This window comes from Enterobacter sp. C4G1, from assembly GCF_052886895.1.
The window spans coordinates 2,320,294-2,343,042 of record NZ_JBQVVV010000001.1 but is presented as its reverse complement, the minus strand read 5'-3'; the positions used below and the strand labels follow the sequence as shown (position 1 = coordinate 2,343,042).

The following is a 22,749-nucleotide window of genomic DNA, read 5'->3' as shown; positions in this document are numbered from 1 at the left end:
GGATAATGCAAATTTGCGAGTGATCACGTTTTTCGCCAAAAATTCATATGACCGATGAATGTGACCTTCATCACTTCAAACTTGCGTGCTCAGTGAGTATCATCGGGAGAGTTAAACCCTCGCTGCCAGACGGCGAGGGTTTTCTTTTGGATTGGTTTCTGCGTTACACGCAGCATTAACGACATGGAGTAATAAATGTCCAGACCCACTATTATCATTAATGAACTCGACGCAGAACGTATCGACAGGCTTCTTGAAAAGCCAGAATTTGCTGCACTGCCCATTGCAGATGCACTGAATGCTGAGCTGGATCGGGCGCAAATGTGTACGCCAGAGTCGATGCCGCAGAATGTGGTGACGATGAACAGCAAGGTAAAATTCCGCGACCTGACCACCGGTGAAGAGCGTACCCGCACCCTGGTTTACCCAGCACAAATGACCGACAGCAGCACGCAGCTTTCCGTTCTGGCTCCTGTAGGCGCGGCGTTAATTGGTTTGCGTACCGGCGACACCATCCACTGGGAATTGCCCGGCGGTACCGCTACGCATCTTGAAGTGCTCGAACTGCTTTACCAGCCAGAAGCGGCCGGCGATTACCTTCGTTAATCCCTTCTGAACAAGCGACCACCGCTTTGCCCGGAGGATGCCCGCGCATCCTCTTTCCGAAATTCACCCATTCGTCTTATATCGCGCAAAACCTCCTTAATCCACGCTTAATCTGTTTTGGTGCCGCGGGGACGGTCATGCTTGAAGAACTGGCTATCGTACTGGTTTTTCTGTTTTTATTGGCGATTATCGTCACGGCCGTGCTTTATCTTGAACGTCACTGGTAACCCCTCCTTCTGCTTAACCTCTCAAATAGTAAAAAATGTATGACATGAAAAAGTGCCAGACAGCTATCAGAAACCACAATTATTTTGTGCTTTAATAGTTTTAGCGTTTATAAACAAGGAGAAACGGGTATGTATCAGAGAATCATTATGCCAGTTGATGTTTTTGAAATGGAGCTAAGCGATAAGGCTGTACGCCACGCCGAGTTCCTTGCGCAGCAGAACGGAGTTATTCATCTTTTGCATGTTTTACCGGGTTCCGCCAGTCTTAGCCTGCATCGCTTTGCTGCCGACGTACGGCGTTTCGAAGAGCATCTGCAACACGAAGCGGAAACGCGCTTACAAACCATGGTGGGACATTTCAGCATCGATCCGGCCCGCATCAAAACGCATGTCAGATTTGGCAATGTGCGTGATGCCGTGAATGAACTGGCGAACGAACTGAAAGCTGATATGGTCGTCATCGGCTCACGTAACCCATCAATTACCACTCACCTGCTGGGCTCGAATGCTTCCAGCGTGATCCGCCACACCCACATCCCGGTGCTGGTTGTAAGATAAAAAAAAGGCCACCTTTTTCGGTGGCCTTTTAGTATTGCAGGTGTCGTCTTACTTTCTTTTATTATGCTGTCTTCGTACGGATCAGATAATCAAATGCGCTCAGGGAGGCTTTAGCGCCTTCGCCGGTGGCGATGATAATCTGTTTGTACGGTACGGTGGTGCAGTCGCCCGCCGCAAATACGCCCTTCACGCTGGTTTCGCATTTCGCGTCGATGATGATTTCACCCATGCGGTTACGCTCGATTGCCCCTTCCAGCCAGGTGGTGTTTGGCAACAGGCCAATCTGCACAAAGATGCCCGACAGCGCAACGTTGTGCACATCGCCACTTACGCGGTCGCGGTATTCCAGCCCCGTCACTTTGCTGCCATCGCCCTTCACTTCTGTGGTCTGCGCATTCAGCACGATGTCGACATTTTTCAGGCTACGCACTTTATCCTGGAGCACCTGGTCCGCTTTCATCTCTGGCGCAAACTCCAGCAGCGTCACATGCTCAACAATGCCAGCCAGGTCGATTGCCGCTTCCACGCCGGAGTTACCGCCGCCAATCACCGCAACACGTTTCCCCTTAAACAGTGGGCCATCGCAGTGCGGACAGTACGTCACCCCTTTGGTACGATACTGATCTTCACCCGGCACATTCATGTTGCGCCATTTTGCGCCGGTGGCAATGATAATACTGCGTGCTTTCAGCACCGCACCGGAGGCAGTTTCAATCTGGTGTAAACCGCCTTCAACCGCCGCCGGAACCAGCTTGCTGGCACTCTGGCTGTCGATCACATCCACTTCGTAATCGCTGACGTGCGCCTTCAGGGCGCCTGCCAGTTTCTGGCCTTCGGTCTTCGGCACGGAGATGTAGTTTTCGATATCCACGGTATCAAGCACCTGGCCGCCAAAACGTTCGCCCATCAGACCAGTGCGAATGCCTTTACGTGCAGAGTATACCGCCGCTGCCGCACCCGCCGGGCCGGAGCCAACAATCAGCACATCGTAAGCATCACGTTTGTTCAGCTCTTCTGCCGCACGTTTTTCTGCGCCGGTATCCACTTTGGCAACGATTTCCGTCAGGGTCATACGGCCCTGGCCGAACTCCTGACCATTCATATATACCGCCGGAACACCCATCACATTGCGATCGGTGATTTCATTCTGGAAGGTACCGCCGTCAATCGCCGTGTGCTTAATACGCGGGTTCAGTACCGACATCAGGTTCAGCGCCTGCACCACGTCCGGGCAGTTGTGGCAGGAGAGCGAGTAATAGGTTTCAAACTCGAAATCACCGTCGATATCGCGGATCTGCTCCAGCAGCGCCTGCGCTTCTTTCGACGGATGGCCACCGGTCCACAGCAGCGCCAGCACCAGTGAGGTAAATTCGTGACCCAGTGGGGAACCGGCAAAGCGCGGCCCCTGGTCAGAGCCTAGGTTAGTTATCAGGAATGACGGTTTACGCACTGCCAGGCTGTTATCTTCTTTGAAGGTCACTTTCGCTGACAGTTCGGCGATCTCCGCCAGCAGTTCCTTGATCTCTGCCGATTTAGCGCTGTCGTCCAGCGTGGCAATCAGCTCAACAGGTTTAGTCAGTTTCTCAAGGTAGGCCTTGAGCTGGGTTTTCATATTAGTGTCGAGCATTGTTCTTCCCTCTCTTAAAACGTCATCATGCAAGCTGCCTTATACAGGCGGCCTGAATGCAACTTGCATCATGGTGCTGGAATGAAATGGGCGCGGGCGCGCCCATGACTGAAATAATTTCCAAAGTATTTCGCGTCAGAGCAAGGCGGCTAGCCTGAGAATCCCCGGGAGCTTACAGAAGTAAGTGACCGGGGTGAGCAGGCGACGCCAACGCAGCTATGGCGTGAAAGACGACGGAAATTTAGATCTTGCCGACCAGATCTAAGGATGGAGCCAGCGTTGCTTCGCCTTCTTTCCATTTTGCCGGGCAGACTTCGCCTGGGTGAGAAGCAACGTACTGAGCCGCTTTCACTTTACGCAGCAGGTCAGATGCATCACGGCCGATACCTTCAGCGGTAACTTCGATAGCCTGGATAATACCCTGCGGGTCAACAACGAAGGTGGCGCGGTCGGCCAGGCCTTCATCTTCACGCATGTTGTCGAAGTTACGGGTCAGGGCGCCAGTCGGGTCGCCGATCATCGCGTATTTGATTTTTGCGATGGTTTCAGAGCTGCTATGCCATGCTTTGTGGGTGAAGTGGGTATCAGTTGATACGGAGTAAACATCCACGCCCAGTTTCTGCAATTCGTCGTAGTGATCTGCAACGTCGCCCAGTTCAGTCGGGCATACGAAGGTGAAGTCAGCCGGATAGAAGAAGAAGACGCTCCAGCGGCCTTCGGTATCTTTTTCGGTCACTTCTACGAACTCACCGTTTTTGAACGCCTGGTTTTTGAAAGGTTTAATCTTAGTGTTAATTAAGGACATCTGTATTTCCTCCGTGTTTTCGTTGAGATGTAAGGTAACCAACTTTCGTTGAGTGGGCTAATGCGTTTGCTTTATCAAATCAATCAGCCATACCTAACAACCCGAACAAGACCACCATGTGAACTGAATGAATAAAAGCCCAAAGTAAAAAGGCCGCCCTGGTGGGCGGCCCTATTACCTGAACTTCCCACAGGAACTTTCAGTGCCAGAAACACTGGCGTTGCGTTGCGCTCTACATACCTTTATATCAAGGCCGTAACAGCGCCCTGATTACACCACCCACAAAGGCACAGAGCAATGCAATGGAGAGGTAGTCATATCTATAGCTGCGATAGGTTTTACCGAACATTGTTGCTATCGGGAATAGTTTCACAACCCTACGAAGAATAAAAATGAATGATAATTAAGTATCAACACATAAATTAAACCACATTCACTAAAGCTCCATTTACCTTTTAAAGATAAAATTATCTTAATATTACGTGAAGCTCTATTTCATTAATCCGCCACCATGATATATTAAGTAAACATTCAAATTGATTTAAGCGAATTAATCACATGGATGGTAAATGGTTAACTTCGTTCTATAGTTATCAGTGATGTGATAACACAATGCAACTCACTCAGGATGAAACATGGCAAATCTTTATGATCTCAAAAAATTCGACCTTAACCTGCTGGTGATTTTCGAGTGTATCTACCAGCACCTGAGCATCAGCAAGGCGGCTGAAACACTCTTTATCACACCTTCGGCAGTCAGTCAGTCGCTCCAGCGGCTGCGTAATCAGCTCAACGACCCTCTGTTTATTCGTTCCGGTAAAGGGATCACACCGACTACTGTGGGGGTCAATCTGCATCATCATCTTGAGCAAAACCTGAACCAGCTTGAGCAGACCATTAACATCATGCATGGTTCAGAGCTGAAGAAGAATTTTATCATCTATTGCCCACAAATCCTGACCACAAATAACCTTCTCAATCCAATGAAACTATTGATGAGAGAGCATAATTACGAAATCGAGCTACATGATATGCTGCTATCAGCAGACTCATCGGAAGACCTGCTCGCTTACCGCAAAGCAGACTTAATTTTCTCAATGGCACCGGTAAACAACCGTTCGATGGTGTGCGTTCCGTATGTTAACTACAACATGATCATGGTCTGCAGTCTGGACCATCCGCGCATACATGATTCCGCCACGATGGAAGAACTCCAGAAAGAGAAATTTTCGTTATTCTTGAGTGATGAACCTGGCGTCAAAACGTATCAGTCCAAAGCCGAGCAAATACATACAAATAAAACCATCGGTTTTCGCTGTGACTCACTCTTCACAATTCTCACCATGATCAGCGCTTCCCACCTCATCGGATATATCCCTGAAGTTCTGTATGAAAAATACAAGGAAGTGTTAAGACTCAAAAAAATCGATGCCCCCTACACACTCCCCGTCATGGAAGTGTTCATGATTTATAACCGCTCTGCACTAAACAGCTCGATTTTCGCTACATTTATTGAGCAGATCACCGAGAAATAAACAAGGATAGCTGTGGTTCTCACAGCTATTACATTTTTGTTAAAATATAGCTCTCATTTATAGTTTATAAAAACAATTCTTTTTTTCATTTACCTGCATTAATTTTTCACTACTATTACTCTCTTCTTGTATTGACACACCCATCCGGTATTCATTTCCAGGAGGAGCTTGCTTTTGTCAATCTACAAATATCCACTTGATAAAAACGTCCTTGAGGCCGCTATAGACCGTATTTCATGGGTCTTTGATAATTTACCCAGAGTCTGCGTTTCGTTTTCTGGCGGGAAGGATTCCACCATCATGCTGCATTTAACGGCTCAACTGGCCCGAAAAAAAGGCAAGAAAATTCATCTGTTATTTATCGACTGGGAAGCTCAGTTCACATGCACCATTCAGCACGTGAATAACATGAAGCAGCAATACGCCGATGTTATTGAGCAATGCTGGTGGGTGGCATTGCCACTCACCACACAAAATGCGCTGTCTCAGTATCAACCCGAATGGCAGTGCTGGGAGTCTGGCGTAACCTGGGTGCGCCAGCCCCCGGAAGAGGCGATTACCGACCCCGGCTATTTTGATTTTTACCAGTCAGGAATGACATTTGAAGCCTTCGTTCGTGAATTTTCCGACTGGTTTGCCCAGAATCGCCCTGCTGCGGTTATGGTCGGCATTCGTGCCGATGAATCCTACAACCGTTTTCTGACTATCGCGAACGCGCATAAACAGCGTTTTGCCGACGATAAACCCTGGACCACCACCGCGCCAGGCGGTCATGCCTGGTATATCTATCCGATCTATGACTGGAAAACCGCTGATATCTGGACATGGCTTGCCAGAACAGGCAACTGCTACAACCCGCTCTACAATCTGATGTTTCAGGCGGGTGTTCCGCTGCGTAATATGCGCATTTGTGAACCTTTTGGCCCCGAGCAGCGCCAGGGGTTGTGGCTCTACCATGTTGTCGAGCCGGAACGCTGGGCGTCCATGTGCGAACGGGTCAGCGGTGTACGTAGCGGTGGTATCTACGCCGGGCACGATAACCACTTTTATGGCCACCGCAAAATCCTCAAGCCTGACCACCTCTGTTGGCGAGATTACGCCATGCTGCTGCTCGAGAGTATGCCGCAAAAAACCGCCGAACATTACCGCAATAAAATCGCCATCTATCTGCACTGGTATCAAAAGCGAGGGATGACTGATATTCCCGACACTCAGGAAGGCGACATCGGCACAAAAGATATCCCCTCCTGGCGACGTGTCTGCAAAGTGCTTCTGAATAACGACTACTGGTGCCGGGCGCTCTCGTTTAGCCCGAACAAACCCAAGCATTATCAGCGCTACAGTGAACGGATGAAATCGAAACGCCAGAAATGGGGGATCTTATGCAACAACGATTGATCAATGAAATGGAAAGCTACCTGCAATCGCTCCCGGAAGAGGAGCGTATCAATGCCATCAATGCATTTCGCCTGGCCATTCATAACAACAGTCCCTTTCGCGAACAGCCCATCGACTGCGTATTGTGGGTCAAGCAAGAGCATATTTCCGCGAATGATTACAACCCCAACAACGTTGCGCCGCCTGAAATGCGCCTGCTCAGCAAATCGCTGGAACTCGACGGTTTCACTCAGCCCATCGTGGTGACGGAAAATGAACCGCAGCATTACGAAATAGTGGACGGTTTCCACCGCCATGAGATCGGTAAAAACAGGGCCGCGATGAAGCGCCAGCTCAAAGGGTATCAGCCGATCGCCTGCCTGCGTAAAGAGCGTCATCAAAAATTTGACCAGATCGCGGCCACTGTCCGCCACAACCGCGCTCGCGGGCGACACCAGATTAACGCCATGTCAGAACTGGTGCGCGAGCTGGCATTACTGGGCTGGGACGATACGAAAATCGGCAAAGAACTGGGAATGGACGATGACGAGGTGTTACGTCTGAGGCAAATTAACGGCCTGCTGGAACTGTTTGCAGACCGTCGTTATTCAGAAGCCTGGACGGTGAAATAATCAGAGTCGGTTCAGGCGCTCTGCCGCCGCCAGCAGCGTCGATTCCTGTTTCGCAAAACAGAGGCGAATCAGTTTATGCGGGAAGGGATCGGCGCAAAATACCGACAACGGGATCGCCGCTACGCCGGCTTCTTTGGTCAGCCACTGACAAAAACTCACGTCGTCCAGGTCGGATATCGCACTGTAATCCACCAGCAGGAAGTAAGTCCCTTCGCTCGGCAAAATCTCCAGACGGCTGGCACTCAGGGCATCCACAAACAGGTCACGACGCGCCCGGTAGAATTCCGGCAGCGCGCGGTAGTGTTCAGGCTCCGCTCTTAACATATCGGCCAGTGCCAGCTGCGCAGGAGTGTTTACGGCAAATGTCAGATACTGATGCACTTTACGTAGCTCTGCGCTTATCGCCGCAGGGGCCACGCAGTAACCCACTTTCCAGCCGGTCATGTGGTAGGTTTTCCCAAACGACGACACCGCAATGGCGCGCTGGCGAAGTTCAGGATGCGCCAGGACGCTGGCGTGGCCTTCTTTGGCAAAACAGATGTGCTCGTAAACTTCATCACTCAGCACGTAGATTTCATGTTCGGCAATCGCCTGCCACAGTGCAGCAAAATCGGCTTTTTGCCAGACCGTTGCTGACGGGTTGTGCGGGGTATTGAGGATCACCAGACGGGTTTTATCACTCAGTAACCCGGCAAACGCCTGCCAGTCCGGGCGGAAATGCGGTGGTTGTAGTGCCACGCGTTTCACCACACCGCCGGATAGCTCAACCGCCGGGGCGTAGCTGTCATAGCTTGGGTCAAAACAGATAACTTCATCGCCCGTACGCACCAGCGCCGTGATGGCGGCATACAGCGCCTCAGTCGCCCCTGCCGTTACCGTGATCTCGCTGCCAGCGTCAGGTTTGTAGCCATATAACTCCGCAGTCTTATCCGCAATAGCTTCGCGCAATGCCGGTGCGCCCGTCATGGGGGCGTACTGGTTCGCGCCCTGCGCAACGTGATACGCCAGCCGCTCCTGCAAATACGCCGGGCCATCAAAATCCGGGAACCCCTGCGACAGGTTAATGGCATTGTGCTGCTGTGCCAGTGCGCTCATCTGGGTAAAGATTGTTGTGCCAAGGTTGGGGAGTTTACTCTGCGGAATCAATGCGTTATTGCTCATTGTGTCGTGCCTGCTTGTAATACTTATGTTGCTGCCACTATAACACGATGTTAGTCTTTGGCAATCAAGACGCTTAGACGTCTATATCATATAATTATTCCTGGCCGACAGAGGGTAAAAGGAACATGACAGACAACCTGCAACTCACACACCTGGTTGACGCCTGCCGCTGGATTGGCGCAAAAGGCTGGGCTCCGGCAACCGGCGGCAACATGTCCGTTCGCCAGGACGACGCTCTGTGCTGGCTCAGTGAATCCGGCAAAGATAAAGGCAGCCTTACCACGGATGATTTCCTGCAAGTGGAGATCGCCACGAACCGTGCGCCATCGGGGCGTAAACCTTCGGCAGAAACCGGGCTGCATACCCTGATCTACCGCCTGTTCCCGCAGGCCAACGCCGTGCTGCATGTCCATACCGTAAACGCCACGGTACTGTCGCGTCTGGTAAAAACGCCAGAGCTGCACATCAGCGGTTTTGAAATGCAAAAATCCCTCTCCGGGCAGACCACGCATCTGGATACGGTTGTGATCCCGGTCTTCGACAACGACCAGGATATTGACACCCTCGCCTCGCGAATCGCCCATTACGCACAAGAACGTACGCTTAATTATGGTTTTCTTCTGCGCGGTCATGGCTTAACCTGCTGGGGGCGTGACGTGGCAGAAGCCCGCCGCCATCTGGAAGGCCTTGAATTCTTATTTGAATGCGAAATGCGTTTACGACAACTGGAGAGAGTATGATTCGCGCGATTGTGACGGATATTGAAGGGACTACCAGCGATATCCGTTTTGTCCATAATGTTTTGTTCCCCTATGCGCGTGAGCGTCTGGCGGCCTTTGTGACCGCTCAGCAGTACGCCGAGCCGGTCAAATCCATTCTGGACAACCTGCGTGATGAAATTAGCAATCCGCACGCCAGCGCCAGCGAACTGACCGAAGCGCTGTTTGCGTTTATGGATGAAGACCGTAAATCGACGGCCCTGAAGGCCCTTCAGGGCATCATCTGGCATGACGGCTACGTGAATGGCGACTTTACCGGCCATCTCTATCCGGATGTGCTGCCTGCGCTGGAAAAATGGAAAGCGCAAGGCATTGATCTCTATGTTTATTCCTCAGGCTCGGTAGCCGCGCAGAAACTGTTATTTGGCTACAGCGACGAAGGTGATATTACTCATCTGTTCAGCGGATATTTTGATACTCACATTGGTGCCAAGCGAGAAGTGCAGTCATATCAGAATATTGCGGCGCAAACGGGCATTGCCCCGTCGCAGATCCTGTTCCTGTCGGATATTCATCAGGAGCTGGACGCCGCCGAACAGGCAGGTTTTCGTACCCTGCAACTGATTCGTGGCGATGATGATGGCGCAAGCCACCACCATCAGGTTCACCAGTTTGACGAGATTAACCCGGAGCAGATCCCTTCATGAGCGCATTAACCATTTATTCTGATAAAGACGCGAGCGAACACCTTTGGCACAGCACCGATGCCGACGGGATCGCCCAACAGCTCAATGCAAAAGGCGTCCGTTTTGAACGCTGGGCCGCCGATCGTGATTTAGGCCGCGATCCTGCGCCGGAAACGGTGATCAACGCCTATCAGCACGCGATCGACAAACTGGTGGCCGAGAAAGGCTATCAGAGCTGGGATGTGATCAGCCTGCGCGCCGATAACCCGCAAAAAGAGGCGCTGCGTGCGAAGTTCCTGAACGAGCACACCCACGGTGAAGACGAAGTGCGTTTCTTTGTGGAAGGTGCCGGGCTGTTTTGCCTGCATATTGGCAACGAGGTGTATCAGGTGCTGTGCGAGAAAAACGATCTGATTTCTGTACCGGCAGGCACGCCGCACTGGTTTGATATGGGTTCAGAGCCGAACTTTACGGCGATCCGTATTTTCGATAACCCGGAAGGCTGGGTGGCACAGTTTACCGGTGATGCGATTGCGGATGGGTATCCGAAACTCGCGTAATGCTTAAGCTCCCTCTCCCGGTGGGTTGAGGGATCCCCACAAAAATACGAGCACGGACGGCTCCCTCTCCTTTTTGGGGAGAGGGCTGGGGTGAGGGGGAACATACGGCTCAGGTGGTCATTCCGTTCACTTTACGTTCCTTGCTACTCTGTCACCACAATACCGGTGAACGTGCCAGGGTAGCTCACCGCCGCTACCCTGGCGACCCGGGCTCCCGGCAAGAAAATCGTCGCTACGCGAATTGTTCGCCCCATCCCTGGGGCTCACCCCTTCGGGGCCAGCGCAAGCGCTGGCCAAAATTGCTCCTGGCAATTTTGTCCTCAGCTTATTCCTTTCGGCTTTCGGGTCGGGCGCGATGAAGCATCCATGCAAGTCGCGCCCTCTCGGCGCATCCCTGCGCCTCGCCCCGGCCTACAGGAAACGCTTCGGCGATTTTCGCCCGGACCATAGCGCCGCGGTAAGTCTTGCATTTCAATGGCGTAATGTCATCGCTGAATAAAGACAAGCATTACTGGGGAACCCTCAGCCCTGTGGAAGAGAGTTGGGGTGAGGGCATCAGACCACAACCTAATTCCCCACCTCCAGATGCAGATCAAATACTGTTAATAATCCTCTGTACATCCGCCCCAACCAATCTCGCCAGATGCACAAACTCCACCACATCTAACCTGCGTTCACCATTTTCCACTTTAGCGATAAACGACTGCGGTTTGCCCAGCGCCTCAGCTAGTTGTGCCTGAGTAATTCCCTTCTCTTTACGAGCTTTCTTCAACGCATTGATAACACGCTGGTATTCATCTGAGTAGACAGACGCCATTGTTCCGATTCCATAAAAATATCCTGAAATCGAATATCCTCTGATTGCGTTTTTATCCCAAAATGGGATAATTAGATACGTAACGAACACCAGTAAAGGAGTACGACATGCACCATCAAAACTGGCATCCTGCCGATATCATTGCTGCACTAAAAAAACATGGGACAAGCCTCGCAGCATTGTCCCGTAAGGCTGGGCTTTCCTCATCCACACTAGCAAATGCACTCTCCCGTCCCTGGCCGAAAGGAGAATTACTTATCACTCAGGCGCTCAACATTCCACCGGATATGATATGGCCGGAAAGGTACTTCGATGAAAAGGGAGAGCCAATATTTCGTCAGATGAGGAATACCAAGAAGAGAAATCTTTCTTCAACATAATCACTGCATTCCCCCCCTCACCCCAGCCCTCTCCCTCAGGGAGAGGGGGTCTAAGAGCACTACAGTTTTAGCCCTTTCACATACGCCACAAGCTGATCCAGCACAATGCCCCACCCTTCGTGGAAGCCCATCTGTTCATGCTGTTCACGGATTTCCGCCGTTGGATGACGCGCAATCGCGGTATAGCGGGTTTTCCCTTCTCCCGCATCTTCCAGCAGCAGGATCGCCGTCATAAAGGGTTTTTCAGCCGGTTTCCAGTCTTCGGTGTAGCCATCGGTAAAGACCAGTTTCCTGCCTGGGTCGATTTCCAGAAAGACGCCCTTGTTGTCCATCCGTTGCCCATCCACCTCAAAAACGGTGTTAAACCGCCCGCCCACACGCAGGTCGAGGTCGCATTCGGTTACTTTATGAGGAACGGGGATGAAGAAGTTTTTGATGTGTTCCGGTGAGGTCCAGCAGAGCCACAGCAGGTCGCGTGGCGCATCCACCACGCGTTCCAGTTTTAGGTCAGTATCAGGATCAAGAGTCACGTTACGGTCCTCTTTAAGGGAAACCCTTAAAGGATAGTCCGGCTCAGGCAAATTTCCCCTTTGCCACGTCCTCTGGCGTCACTACGCCGGTATCCAGCACCCACCCACTGATAAGCGACGCCGGTGTGACGTCAAATGCCGGGTTGTAAACCTGCGCATTTTCAGGCGCCCACTGCACTGCACCAAAGCTGCCCGCCACGCCAGTCACTTCGCTGGCGGCGCGTTGTTCAATTGGGATAGCGTCACCGTTCGGGCAGTCCGGGTCGAGCGTGGTTTGCGGGGCGGCAACGTAGAACGGAATACCATGGAATTTCGCCAGTACCGCCAGCGAGTAAGTGCCAATTTTGTTCGCCACGTCTCCGTTAGCGGCAATGCGGTCTGCACCTACCCATACGGCGTCCACCTGCCCTTTTGCCATAAGGCTGGCGGCCATGGAATCGGTAATCAGCTGATAGGGTACGCCAAGCTCACCCAGCTCCCATGCGGTCAGTCTTCCGCCCTGCAACAGAGGACGTGTTTCGTCTACCCAGACGTTGCTGACATTGCCTTCCTGATGAGCACGGGCAATCACCCCAAGCGCCGTACCCACACCCGCAGTCGCCAGCCCGCCAGTATTGCAGTGCGTCAGCAGGCGGCTACCGGGCTTAACCAGCGCGCTACCGGCTTTCGCAATGGCGTCGCACAACTGCTTATCTTCGTCAATCAGACGCAGCGCTTCTGCCACCAGCGCCGGAACAAAATCTTCCTGCCACAGAGCCAGCTTCATACGGTCGAGGTTATTCATCAGGTTAACCGCCGTCGGGCGGGAGGCGCGCAGCGTTTCCAGCGCCTGCGAAAGCTCGTCACGACTTTTGCCATTTTCAGCCAGCAGGGCCAGCAGCAGGCTTGCAGAAAGCCCAATCAACGGCGCACCACGCACGCGCAGGGCGTGGATATGCCCCACCAGCGCCTCGGTGGTGGAAGCATCCAGCCAGCGTTTCTCCTGCGGAAGCGCCTGCTGATCGAGAATAAATAGCTGATTTTCCGCCACCCGCAGGCTGGTCGTCTGTAATGTCTGCATGTCGTTAATTCTCTGTTGCGTTGATGTATCACATTGTGTCAGGATGAAATCCAGATGTATAGACGTCTAAATGTCTTTATTACCAAAATCAGTGAGGATCAGGCAATGTCGCAATACCGTACCTTTACCGCCCAGGACGCCGTGGAGTATGCAAAGCAGTTTGGCGGCCTTGACGATCCCTCCTCACTGGTACAGGCGCAGGAAGTGGGCGACGGCAACCTCAATCTGGTTTTCAAAATTTACGATACGCAAGGTGTAAGCCGCATCATCGTAAAACAGGCTCTGCCTTACGTCCGCTGTGTTGGCGAGTCCTGGCCGCTAACGCTTGACCGCGCCCGTCTGGAGGCGCAAACCCTGGTTGAACATTACCAGCACAGCCCGCAGCACACCGTTAAAATTCACCACTTCGACCCGGAACTGGCAGTAATGGTGATGGAAGATCTCTCCAGCCATAACATCTGGCGCGGCGAGCTGATTAAAAACACCTTCTACCCACAGGCCGCACGCCAGTTGGGGGAATATCTCGCCCACACGCTGTTCCACACCAGTGACTTTTATCTGCACCCGCACGATAAAAAAGCGCAGGTGGCGAAGTTCATTAACCCGGAGATGTGCGAGATAACCGAAGATCTGTTCTTCAACGATCCGTATCAGATCCACGAGCGTAACAACTACCCTGCCGCACTGGAAAACGACGTGGCCGCCCTGCGTGATGACGCTCAGTTAAAAGTCGCGGTGGCCTCACTCAAGCACCGTTTCTTCTCCCAGGCCGAAGCCTTGCTGCACGGCGATATCCATAGTGGCTCTATCTTCGTGGCTGACGGTAGCCTGAAAGCTATCGATGCGGAATTTGGCTATTACGGCCCGATCGGTTTCGACGTGGGTACGGCTATCGGCAACCTGCTGCTGAACTTCTGCGGCCTGCCAGGACATCTGGGTATTCGTGACGCCGCCGCCGCCCGCGAACAACGCCTGACCGATATCCAGGTGCTGTGGAATACCTTCTCAGAACGCTTCCAGGCGCTGGCACATGAGAAAACGCGCGATGCCGCGCTGAGCGCACCAGGTTATGCCTCTGAGTTCCTGAAAAAAGTGTGGAAAGATGCCATCGGCTTTTGCGGCACCGAACTGATTCGCCGCAGCGTAGGGCTCTCGCACGTGGCCGATATCGACACTATTCAGGACGAGGCCATGCGCCACGAGTGCTTGCGCCACGCGTTAACGCTCGGTAAAGCGCTGATTGTCATTGCCGACCGCATCGACAGCGCGGAAGAGCTGGTGGCGCGAGTGCGTCAGTACAGCTGAGTGCCGGCTTTGTGCCCGGTGGCGCTGCGCTTACCGGGCCTACGATTCGAATGTAGGCCCGGTAAGGCGAAGCCGCCACCCGGCAAAAACTCATCCCAAATACTCAATCACCGATAACCCACTATTATAATCCGTGCTGTAAATAATCCCCTGGGCGTCCACAAACACATCGCACGACTGGATCACCTGCGGGCGATGCGGCCGCGTATCCATCATCTTCGCCGGTGCCGCAGGAACCAGCGCCCCCGTTTCAACCGGGCGAAACGGATTAGAAATGTCATACGCACGTACACCGGCATTCTGATATGTGGCGAAAATCAGCGTTGAACTGACAAAGCTTCCCGGCCGGTTTTCATGCAGGTTATGCGGGCCGAAGTGCGCCCCTTTTGCCACGTAGTCAATCTCATCCGGCTGCGGAAAAGTAGAGATACTCACCGGGTTCGACGGCTCGCGAATATCAAACAGCCAGATCAGCTTCTCGCCATCTTGCTGGTTATCGAGCACCGCTTCGTCCAGCACCACCAGAAGGTCGCGATCCGGCAACGGCAGCGCAGTATGCGTGCCACCACCAAATGGCGGACTCCAGTTACGATGGCTAATCAGCTTCGGCTGGGTTCTGTCTTTCACATCCAGCAATGTCAGCCCACCATCACGCCAGCTGCCGTAGGCAGTGTCCCCGGCGATAATCGCGTGGTGCAGCGCATAGCGTTTACCTTCCGGCCAGTTAGGTTGCTCACCTTCAGCCTGGTGCATCCCCGGCAGCCACCAGCGCCCCGCCACCTCGGGCTTACGCGGATCGGTCAGATCGATGGTCAGGAAGATGTAATCGGTAAAACCGTCGATCAGCGCTGACACGTACGCCCAGCGTCCACCTACATACCAGATACGGTGAATACCGATGCCGTTCAGCGACAAAAAACCGATTTCGCGTGGTTTATCCGGGGTGGAGATATCAAACACCCGCAGCCCCGCGCTCCAGCCTTTATCCTGCACGTCGCTGACGGTTTCCCCCACCTGGCGGGTGTAATACACCTTTTCATCCGCAAATCGAGCATCGGCAAACAGATCCCGGGCGTTAATCACCAGCAGCAGGTCGTCGTGCGCCTGAAGATGCACATTCCAGGTGCCGGGTGGCGCAGGCACGTAGCCCGCCGCTTTTGGATTTTTCGGGTCGCGCACGTCCACAATCGAAAACCCCTGCGACACCATATGGCCAATATACGCAAAACCGCGATGCACCATCAGCTGTACGCCATCCGGGCGACCACCCTGGTCGCTATGGCCAATCAGCCGCATATTGCGGCTGTATTCAGGAGGCGGTAATTGGGTCACTTCTGGCTCCTTTTTGCCGGGTGGCGGCTGCGCCTTACCCGGCCTACAAATCCGTAGGCCCGGTAAGCGCAGCGCCACCGGGCAGGGGTTTATTTATTTTTCGCTTCCAGCGTCGCAAACCACGGCGCGATAAAATCTTCGGTCTGGCCCCAGCCCGGGATGATTTTACCCAGCGACGCCACGTTCACCGCACCTGGCTGCGCGGTCAGCAGCGCCTGCGGGATCGCCGCGGCTTTGAAATCGTAGGTCGCAGGCGTGGTTTCACCGGCAATCTTGTTGGCAACCAGACGCACGTTCGTCGCGCCAATCAGCTTCGGATCGACGGCCACGCTCACTTTCCACGGACTGCCGGATTCGCGCATCAGTTGCAAATCCTGGTTAGAAATATCGATGCTGTAGAGTTTGATTTCAGTGCGGCCATTCTCTTTCAGGGCCTTATACGCGCCCTGGCTGAACGCATCCCAGGTTCCCCAGATAGCGTCGATTTTGCCTTTCGGGTATTTCGCCAGAATCGCACCCACTTTGTTGGCGGTGTCGCCCTGCACGTCAGAAGACACTGCGCCAATGGATTCCAGCTCTTTGATATCCGGATACTGCTTTTGCAGCTCTTTATACGCAGCCTGGCGGCGCTCCATCGGCGGGAAGCCTGCTACCCACAGCTTGACGATGTTCGCCTTGCCGTTGAAATCTTTCGCCAGCTGGCCGAAAGAGAGATTGGTCAGAGAAGCGTCATCCTGCTGGGTAACGGTCACGCCCGGGATCTCGCCGTTAACGGCGGTATCAAACACTGAAACTTTAATCCCGGCATCCACCGCTTTCTTCACCAGCGCGGTCGAATACGGATCGCGGCCCTGGGAGAGGATGATCCCGTCATACTTCTGGCTAATTGCCTGGTTCACGAAATCCTGGAATTTGGCGTCATCACCGTTACTTAAAAAGGTGCTGACCTTAAAGCCGAGCTTTTTCCCTTCCTGAATGGCACCGGCGACAAACTGGGTGGTGTTGTCGTCTGAGCCGAGATTTCGGATCACGGCAATGCGGATCGGGCCGTCGTGGTTTGCAATGGCTGCCGGAACTGGTGCCAGCGTTGCCGCATAGCCTGGCAGTGCAGTCAATAACCCTAATGCCACCAAAGAGAGTGCAATTTTTTTCATTCTGTTATCCCGTTGTGTTGTTATAAGTCGTTAGCGTTTTTGTATGTAAGTAATCGCCAGCGCTACTGCGAGCACCAGCCCTTTTATAATGTCCATTGCGTAGTACGGCACCGACAGCATCACCAGGCCGTTCGACAGCACGCCGAGGATAACCGCCCCGACCAGCGTCCCGAGCGCATTTGGTTTACCGGAGCCTGCCAGCGAGAAACCGATCCACGCGGCGGCCACCGCATCCATCAGATATCCCCCACCTGCATTCACCTGCGATGAGCCAATACGTGAGGCCAGCAAAATGCCGCCGAGTCCGGCCAGCAAAGAGGCAATCACGTAGGCCGCCACCTTGTAACGCGTGGTGCGAATGCCCGACAGACGCGCCGCTTCCGGGTTACCGCCAATGGCATACATGCGGCGTCCGTGGGTAGTCAGCGACAGCCCCAGTTGGGCCAGAATGGTCACCACCAACATGATGATGACAATGATCGGCACCTGCCCTAGCAGGCTGAACGCCGCAGGAATGGTCCCTTCCGCCATGTCGCCGCTCGGCAGAACCATGTTTTCAGTGATCGACCCGCCATAGCTGTAGGTCATCGCCACCCCCTGGATAACAAACAGGCTGGCAAGCGTTGCCAGCATGTCCGGAATACGCAGGATGACAATCAGAAAGGCATTGAACAACCCGACCAGCGTACAGAGCGCAAGCGTGATCAGAATCGACTCCGTGGTGCCGAAGCCGTGCCAGACGAACAGCGAAATGACCAGCGCGTTAGCCAGCGACGCAGTCGATCCTACCGAGAGGTCAAATCCGCCGATGGTCAGCGAAATCGACACCCCGATGGCGATTACCGTCACAATGGCAATTGAGCGCAGAATATTGATGATGTTGTTTGGATCGAGGAAGTTGTCCGACGCCAGGCCAAAGACGGCCACCAGCGCGACGACAGTCAGCAACATGCCCCACTTATAGAGAAAATCAAAAATTTGCTGACGGCCAGACGCCGCCGCAGTCACTGAAAGGGCCTTGCTCACGACGCCGTTCCTCCGGTTGAATAATAAAGTAATGTCTCTTCACGGGCCTCGGACCCGGCGATTTCCGCCACAACGCGGCCATCCCACAGCACGCAGATGCGATCGCACAATCCCACCAGCTCGGCAAATTCGCCGGAGGCATAAATCACCCCTTTGCCCTCACGCGCCAGCCCGTCGATAAGCTGGAACAGATCGGTTTTGGCTTTCACGTCCACGCCTTTGGTGGGTTCATCAAAAATCAGTACGCTGGCATCGTTGCGCAGCCATTTGCCGATGGCGACTTTCTGCTGATTACCGCCGGAAAGCCGACGTAACACCTGGCCGGGCCCACGCGCCCTGACGCCCACGCGGGCAATCACCTCTTCCGCCCAGCGCCACGCCTGGCGGTGGCCAAACAGGCTCCAGCGCGAAAAAGAGTTATCCGCCGTCACCGCCAGATTCATGCTCACCGGTTCATCAATAAAAATGCCCTCTTTGCGCCGCTCTTCCGGCACCAGCGCCAGACCACGCTGTACTGAATCTGCCGGGCTGCGCGGCTGCCAGGGCTGATGATTCAGTTCACCACGCGTCACGCGGCTTTTGCTGGCCCCAAACAGCGCTTTGCAGAGTTCGGTTTTCCCCGCCCCCGCCAGGCCCGCAATGCCAAGAATTTCGCCCTTACGCAAATGCAGGGAGATATCTTTCAGCAGCGCTTCATCGTGCAATCCTTCAACCCGCAGCAGCGTTTCTTCGCTGTGAGGAGGGCGCGCCGGCGGGTAGATATCGCTCAGCTCGTGGCCAAGCATCTTCTCGACAATTTCTTCGCCGCTGAGCGTCGCCATTGGACCAGACTCAATCAGCTTGCCGTCGCGCAGAACCGTTAAGGTGTCGCAGATGGCTTTCAGTTCGTGAATACGGTGGGAGATAAACACCACGCCGATCCCCTGCTGTTGCAGGCGTTTGACCACCGTAAACAGACGCTCACTTTCATGGGCATCCAGCGGGGCGGTGGGTTCGTCGAGGATCAAAAAACGGCAGTGATGCGACAACGCGCGCGCCAGCAAAATTTGCTGTTTTTCGGCAAGGGTACAGCTGTCTATACCGCGGCGCACATCCAGCGCCACATCCAGCTGCGCCAGCGCCTGTCGCGCCTGCTGGCGAATAGCACGCCAGTTGTAGCCATGTCCCGGCTGCGCCAGTTGATCGAGCATAATGTTTTCAGCAATGCTTAAACCCGGGATCAGCGCCACGTCCACTTCCTGCTGCACCAGATGGATACCCAGCTGTTTGGCATCGAGTGGTTCGCGGATTGTTACCGGCTGGTTGTTTATGCAGATCTCGCCTTCATAATGATCGTGAGTCCCGCACAGCACCGCCATCAGCGTCGATTTTCCTGCACCATTAGCACCGGTCAGCGCGTGTACGGTTCCGCCGATCAGCGTGAAATCCACGCGCGACAGCGCCTGAAAGCCAGAAAAGGCCAGGCTGATACCGCGCATCTCAAGGCGACTGGAAACCATCCGCGTTAAATCCTTCATTAATATTTTGATTTATTGAATTTTTCACAGCTCTGGTTGACTGACAACGACGGAAAAGGCATAAGATAAAGCAAAATATTATTAGCCATCTGGATGTCCGGACATAACATCAGGTTAGCGCTTCCTAAAATTAAGGACAACACCATGAGCAATACCGATATCCGCGTCGTTCCCGGCCCTGCAAATTACTTCTCACACCCCGGAAGCCTTGCGCATCTGAATGATTTCTTTACCCCGGAGCAGCTTTCCAGCGCGGTGTGGATTTACGGCGAACGCGCCATTGAGGGTGCCCGTCCTTTCCTGCCCGAGAGCTTTAACGCTGCGGGCGCAAAGCATCTGTTATTTAAAGGCCACTGTAGCGAGCGGGATGTCACCCATCTGGTGAATGACTCTGGTGATGATCGCAGCGTGGTGATTGGCGTCGGTGGCGGCGCATTGCTCGATACCGCCAAAGCCGTGGCGCGCCGCCTGGGTGTGCCGGTGGTGGCGATCCCGACCATTGCCGCTACCTGCGCGGCATGGACGCCGCTTTCCGTCTGGTATAACGATGCAGGCCAGGCGCTGCAGTTCGAAATCTTCGACGATGCCAACTTCCTGGTGCTGGTGGAGCCGAAAATCATCCTGAATGCCCCTGCGGAATACCTGCTGGCGGGCATCGGCGATACGCTCGCGAAATGGTACGAAGCGGTGGTGCTGGCACCACAGCCGGAAAACCTGCCGTTGACCGTGCGTCTGGGGATCAACGGCGCGCTGGCAATCCGTGATGTGCTGCTGGAGCGCAGCGAAGAGGCACTGGCTGACCAGCAGCATGGCGAAGAGACGCAGGCATTCCGCGATGTGGTGGATGCAATTATCGCCGGTGGCGGCATGGTGGGCGGTCTGGGTGAACGCTATACCCGCGTGGCGGCCGCTCATGCGGTACATAACGGGTTAACCGTGTTGCCACAAACCGAAAAATACCTTCATGGTACCAAAGTGGCGTACGGCATCCTGGTGCAAAGCGCCCTGCTAGGCCAGGACGATGTGCTGGCACAACTGGTGGCAGCGTACCAACGCTTTAACCTGCCGACCCGGCTTCGCGAGCTGGACGTCGATATCAACAACCACGATGAGCTGGACAAGATTATTGCCCACACCCTGCGCCCGGTGGAGTCGATTCACTATTTGCCGGTTACGCTCACGCCTGAAATTCTGCGCGCGGCGTTTGAGAAAGTGGAATCCTTCAACCGCTAATCAACCGAAACGTCTATACCTAATGATGATTCTCATCACTCTCGCAACGAGGTCATCATGCAGATCGATTTAACAGGTAAGAAGGCGCTGGTCACCGGTGCCAGCCGTGGATTGGGTCGTGCTATTGCACTGTCGCTGGCACGCGCCGGTGCCGATGTGGTTATTACGTATGAAAAATCCGCTGATAAAGCCCAGGCCGTCGCCAGTGAAATCAAAGCGCTTGGGCGGCACAGCGAGGCGGTTCAGGCCGACAGCGCCAGCGCCGAGGCCATTCAGGAAGCCGTAACTCACGCAGCGCGTACCCTCGGAGGCCTGGATATCCTGGTTAACAACGCCGGGATTGCACGCGGCGGCCCACTGGAAGCCCTGACGATTGTGGATATTGACGCGATGATTAACGTCAACATTCGTGGTGTGGTGCTTACCACTCAGGAAGCGCTGGTACATATGTCTGACGGCGGGCGCATTATCAACATCGGCAGTTGCCTCGCTAACCGCGTGGCGATGCCCGGTATCGCCGTTTACGCTATGACCAAATCTGCCCTCAACTCCTTCACCCGGGGGCTTGCCCGCGATCTGGGGCCGCGCGGTATTACCGTTAATCTTGTGCATCCTGGCCCAACTAATAGCGATATGAACCCGGAAGATGGCGAGCAGGCAGAAGCCCAGCGCCAGATGATTGCCATAGGGCATTATGGCCAACCGGAAGATATTGCCGCTGCCGTCACATTCCTCGCAAGCCCAGCCGCCGGGCAGATCTCCGGGACGGGCCTGGATGTCGATGGCGGTTTGAACGCCTGATCGCACTTTTCATGCACACCTCTGCCGCCCGGCAGAGGTGTTTTCGAGCCACCCCGACGATCCGCGTTTTGCCGCTATTCACCGCCGTTTCTCCGCTCTACAGTCCCCCATAAGAAATTCGGAATTTATCTAATAGTCTTATTATTCCCTTATATTTTGTGTGGGCGTACAGTGGAGGTACGGATGAAGATTGTCTGGTCCAATAGTGCAAAGAAGGCATTTTCGAGAATTGACGAGCGATATCAACGCCGGATTGAGGTAAAGCTTAGCGAGCTGGATGACCGCTCGGCTCCCCGGCCCGATATCAAAAAAATATCGGCGACAGAAAATCATTTTCGGCTACGCGTTGGCGATTACCGCATTCTGATTACACTTCGGGACGATCCCGATAACGATTGTTATGTTTTAGCCGTCAAACGCAGAACATCAACGACATACCTTCACGAGGAGAAAACTCCCTATGGCTGTTCAGCTAATTAAGGACGATAACGGAAAAACGCAGTACGTGGTCATACCCTATGATGAATACTTTCGCATGTGCTTACAGATGGCAGAGATCGACGACGAAACTGATGAGGATCTTGAGGATATCGAAGTCGAACACGATGAGTATGATAATGTCGAACTGCCCGGAGAAGTGTGCAGCATCATGACCTGGCAGGACGTCAGCCTGCAGGCCGCCTGGCGCATTCTGCGCGGCATGTCCCAGCAGGAGGTGGCTGATAAACTTGGCATCAGCCAGTCTGCGGTGTCACAACTTGAAGCACTGGACTCCCGCCCGCAAAAGCGCACCCGCGAAAAACTCGCGGCAATCTACGGCTGTAAGCAGCAACAGATAAGCCTCTATTTACCGAAAGAGGGTTAACAACACTTCGCGCCACCCTTGCCGCCGTAACGGGCATCCTGGCGATCGCGGAAAAATTCTTCGTAGGTCATCGGCGTCTGGTCGGGATGGTTGACGCGCATATGCTCGACGTAGTTATCGTAATCCGGCACACCAATCATCATTTTGGCGGCCTGGCCTAAGTATTTGCCTGCTTTGGAGAGGGTGTCGAACATAGTATGGGTCTCACAGGGAATGTAGGCCGGGTAAGCGCGAGC

26 protein-coding genes are annotated in these 22,749 nt (G+C 53.9%); 15 read left to right on the top strand and 11 right to left on the bottom strand.

What is annotated here, in order from left to right:
* Nucleotides 1-195 precede the first annotated feature (195 nt).
* The 3 genes from rnk to uspG all read left to right on the top strand — a co-directional run bounded on the left by rnk (nt 196) and on the right by uspG (nt 1,391).
* A complete protein-coding gene (rnk, locus tag ACT9TW_RS11225; RefSeq protein WP_446492407.1) occupies nt 196-606 on the top strand; it encodes a nucleoside diphosphate kinase regulator in 411 nt (136 codons plus the stop codon).
* A 137-nt stretch (nt 607-743) separates the two neighbouring features.
* The gene (gene yldA, locus ACT9TW_RS11220) at nt 744-833 is read left to right on the top strand and encodes a small membrane protein YldA (protein ID WP_446492406.1); all 90 of its coding nucleotides are present in this window, start codon (nt 744-746) and stop codon (nt 831-833) included.
* A gap of 129 nt (nt 834-962) precedes the next feature.
* Nucleotides 963-1,391 carry a universal stress protein UspG gene (gene uspG, locus ACT9TW_RS11215; RefSeq protein ID WP_166717371.1) on the top strand — a complete coding sequence of 143 codons (429 nt, stop codon included), beginning with the start codon at nt 963-965 and terminating at the stop codon, nt 1,389-1,391.
* A 61-nt stretch (nt 1,392-1,452) separates the two neighbouring features.
* Here uspG and ahpF read toward each other — a convergent pair whose 3' ends face one another.
* Both ahpF and ahpC read right to left on the bottom strand, forming a co-directional pair.
* Entirely contained in the window at nt 1,453-3,018 is a 1,566-nt protein-coding gene (ahpF, locus tag ACT9TW_RS11210; RefSeq protein ID WP_446492405.1) for an alkyl hydroperoxide reductase subunit F, read from the bottom strand.
* 241 nt (nt 3,019-3,259) lie between these two features.
* Entirely contained in the window at nt 3,260-3,823 is a 564-nt protein-coding gene (ahpC, locus tag ACT9TW_RS11205; RefSeq protein WP_062934976.1) for an alkyl hydroperoxide reductase subunit C, read from the bottom strand.
* 635 nt (nt 3,824-4,458) lie between these two features.
* Here ahpC and citR point away from each other — a divergent pair.
* The 3 genes from citR to ACT9TW_RS11190 all read left to right on the top strand — a co-directional run bounded on the left by citR (nt 4,459) and on the right by ACT9TW_RS11190 (nt 7,367).
* On the top strand, nt 4,459-5,358 hold the full coding sequence (citR, locus tag ACT9TW_RS11200) for a DNA-binding transcriptional repressor CitR (RefSeq protein ID WP_315688106.1): 900 nt from the start codon (nt 4,459-4,461) through the stop codon (nt 5,356-5,358).
* 174 nt (nt 5,359-5,532) lie between these two features.
* Nucleotides 5,533-6,756, top strand: coding sequence for a phosphoadenosine phosphosulfate reductase (locus tag ACT9TW_RS11195; RefSeq protein WP_446492404.1), 1,224 nt, complete (start codon nt 5,533-5,535; stop codon nt 6,754-6,756).
* Entirely contained in the window at nt 6,729-7,367 is a 639-nt protein-coding gene (locus ACT9TW_RS11190) for an IbrB-like domain-containing protein (protein WP_315688104.1), read from the top strand. The genes ACT9TW_RS11195 and ACT9TW_RS11190 overlap by 28 nt, the downstream gene beginning before the upstream one ends.
* Here the strand turns inward: ACT9TW_RS11190 and ACT9TW_RS11185 are convergent, their stop codons facing one another.
* Nucleotides 7,368-8,528, bottom strand: coding sequence for a pyridoxal phosphate-dependent aminotransferase (locus ACT9TW_RS11185; RefSeq protein WP_446492403.1), 1,161 nt, complete (start codon nt 8,526-8,528; stop codon nt 7,368-7,370).
* A gap of 125 nt (nt 8,529-8,653) precedes the next feature.
* On the opposite strand from ACT9TW_RS11185, the gene ACT9TW_RS11180 reads away from it, so the two are divergent.
* Genes ACT9TW_RS11180 through ACT9TW_RS11170 form a run of 3 tightly spaced genes read left to right on the top strand, consistent with a single transcriptional unit; the run spans nt 8,654 to nt 10,493 of the window.
* Nucleotides 8,654-9,268 (top strand): methylthioribulose 1-phosphate dehydratase, encoded by a 615-nt coding sequence (locus tag ACT9TW_RS11180; RefSeq protein ID WP_446492402.1) that lies wholly within the window; start codon nt 8,654-8,656, stop codon nt 9,266-9,268.
* Entirely contained in the window at nt 9,265-9,954 is a 690-nt protein-coding gene (gene mtnC / locus ACT9TW_RS11175) for an acireductone synthase (RefSeq protein ID WP_014069291.1), read from the top strand. Before ACT9TW_RS11180 ends, mtnC begins: the two co-directional genes overlap by 4 nt.
* Nucleotides 9,951-10,493: a 1,2-dihydroxy-3-keto-5-methylthiopentene dioxygenase gene (locus tag ACT9TW_RS11170; RefSeq protein WP_182059991.1), complete on the top strand. Its 543-nt coding sequence runs from the start codon at nt 9,951-9,953 to the stop codon at nt 10,491-10,493. Before mtnC ends, ACT9TW_RS11170 begins: the two co-directional genes overlap by 4 nt.
* Nucleotides 10,494-11,085: 592 nt before the next feature.
* Here the strand turns inward: ACT9TW_RS11170 and ACT9TW_RS11165 are convergent.
* Nucleotides 11,086-11,310 carry a helix-turn-helix transcriptional regulator gene (locus tag ACT9TW_RS11165; RefSeq protein WP_446492401.1) on the bottom strand — a complete coding sequence of 75 codons (225 nt, stop codon included), beginning with the start codon at nt 11,308-11,310 and terminating at the stop codon, nt 11,086-11,088.
* Between the two features lie 107 nt (nt 11,311-11,417).
* Between ACT9TW_RS11165 and ACT9TW_RS11160 the strand changes: the two genes are divergently transcribed.
* Nucleotides 11,418-11,690 carry a helix-turn-helix domain-containing protein gene (locus tag ACT9TW_RS11160; protein ID WP_446492400.1) on the top strand — a complete coding sequence of 91 codons (273 nt, stop codon included), beginning with the start codon at nt 11,418-11,420 and terminating at the stop codon, nt 11,688-11,690.
* Between the two features lie 59 nt (nt 11,691-11,749).
* Here ACT9TW_RS11160 and ACT9TW_RS11155 read toward each other — a convergent pair whose 3' ends face one another.
* Together ACT9TW_RS11155 and mtnA are read right to left on the bottom strand one after the other, a co-directional pair.
* On the bottom strand, nt 11,750-12,220 hold the full coding sequence (locus ACT9TW_RS11155; protein ID WP_446492399.1) for an SRPBCC family protein: 471 nt from the start codon (nt 12,218-12,220) through the stop codon (nt 11,750-11,752).
* 43 nt (nt 12,221-12,263) lie between these two features.
* Nucleotides 12,264-13,280, bottom strand: coding sequence for an S-methyl-5-thioribose-1-phosphate isomerase (gene mtnA / locus ACT9TW_RS11150; protein ID WP_315688101.1), 1,017 nt, complete (start codon nt 13,278-13,280; stop codon nt 12,264-12,266).
* Between the two features lie 105 nt (nt 13,281-13,385).
* Here mtnA and mtnK point away from each other — a divergent pair, with 105 nt between their 5' ends.
* Nucleotides 13,386-14,585 (top strand): S-methyl-5-thioribose kinase, encoded by a 1,200-nt coding sequence (gene mtnK / locus ACT9TW_RS11145; RefSeq protein ID WP_446492705.1) that lies wholly within the window; start codon nt 13,386-13,388, stop codon nt 14,583-14,585.
* A 90-nt stretch (nt 14,586-14,675) separates the two neighbouring features.
* Here the strand turns inward: mtnK and ACT9TW_RS11140 are convergent, their stop codons facing one another.
* From ACT9TW_RS11140 to ACT9TW_RS11125, 4 genes are all read right to left on the bottom strand, one after another.
* Nucleotides 14,676-15,917, bottom strand: a complete 1,242-nt coding sequence (locus ACT9TW_RS11140) for an LVIVD repeat-containing protein (RefSeq protein WP_446492398.1) — start codon at nt 15,915-15,917, stop codon at nt 14,676-14,678.
* A gap of 89 nt (nt 15,918-16,006) precedes the next feature.
* Entirely contained in the window at nt 16,007-17,071 is a 1,065-nt protein-coding gene (locus ACT9TW_RS11135) for a sugar ABC transporter substrate-binding protein (protein WP_446492397.1), read from the bottom strand.
* Nucleotides 17,072-17,101: 30 nt separating this feature from the next.
* On the bottom strand, nt 17,102-18,097 hold the full coding sequence (locus ACT9TW_RS11130) for an ABC transporter permease (RefSeq protein WP_446492396.1): 996 nt from the start codon (nt 18,095-18,097) through the stop codon (nt 17,102-17,104).
* The gene (locus tag ACT9TW_RS11125; RefSeq protein ID WP_446492395.1) at nt 18,094-19,596 is read right to left on the bottom strand and encodes a sugar ABC transporter ATP-binding protein; all 1,503 of its coding nucleotides are present in this window, start codon (nt 19,594-19,596) and stop codon (nt 18,094-18,096) included. The genes ACT9TW_RS11130 and ACT9TW_RS11125 overlap by 4 nt, the downstream gene beginning before the upstream one ends.
* A gap of 162 nt (nt 19,597-19,758) precedes the next feature.
* On the opposite strand from ACT9TW_RS11125, the gene ACT9TW_RS11120 reads away from it, so the two are divergent.
* The 4 genes from ACT9TW_RS11120 (at nt 19,759) to ACT9TW_RS11105 (ending at nt 22,513) form a co-directional block, all read left to right on the top strand.
* Entirely contained in the window at nt 19,759-20,847 is a 1,089-nt protein-coding gene (locus ACT9TW_RS11120; protein ID WP_446492394.1) for an oxidoreductase, read from the top strand.
* Nucleotides 20,848-20,904: 57 nt separating this feature from the next.
* The gene (locus ACT9TW_RS11115) at nt 20,905-21,648 is read left to right on the top strand and encodes an SDR family NAD(P)-dependent oxidoreductase (RefSeq protein WP_182059982.1); all 744 of its coding nucleotides are present in this window, start codon (nt 20,905-20,907) and stop codon (nt 21,646-21,648) included.
* Between the two features lie 183 nt (nt 21,649-21,831).
* Nucleotides 21,832-22,128, top strand: coding sequence for a type II toxin-antitoxin system RelE family toxin (locus ACT9TW_RS11110; RefSeq protein ID WP_446492393.1), 297 nt, complete (start codon nt 21,832-21,834; stop codon nt 22,126-22,128).
* A complete protein-coding gene (locus tag ACT9TW_RS11105) occupies nt 22,109-22,513 on the top strand; it encodes a helix-turn-helix domain-containing protein (protein ID WP_446492392.1) in 405 nt (134 codons plus the stop codon). The genes ACT9TW_RS11110 and ACT9TW_RS11105 overlap by 20 nt, the downstream gene beginning before the upstream one ends.
* On the opposite strand, the gene ACT9TW_RS11100 is transcribed toward ACT9TW_RS11105, so the two are convergent.
* The gene (locus ACT9TW_RS11100) at nt 22,510-22,707 is read right to left on the bottom strand and encodes a YbdD/YjiX family protein (protein WP_006809671.1); all 198 of its coding nucleotides are present in this window, start codon (nt 22,705-22,707) and stop codon (nt 22,510-22,512) included. The genes ACT9TW_RS11105 and ACT9TW_RS11100 overlap by 4 nt on opposite strands.
* Nucleotides 22,708-22,749: the final 42 nt, after the last annotated feature.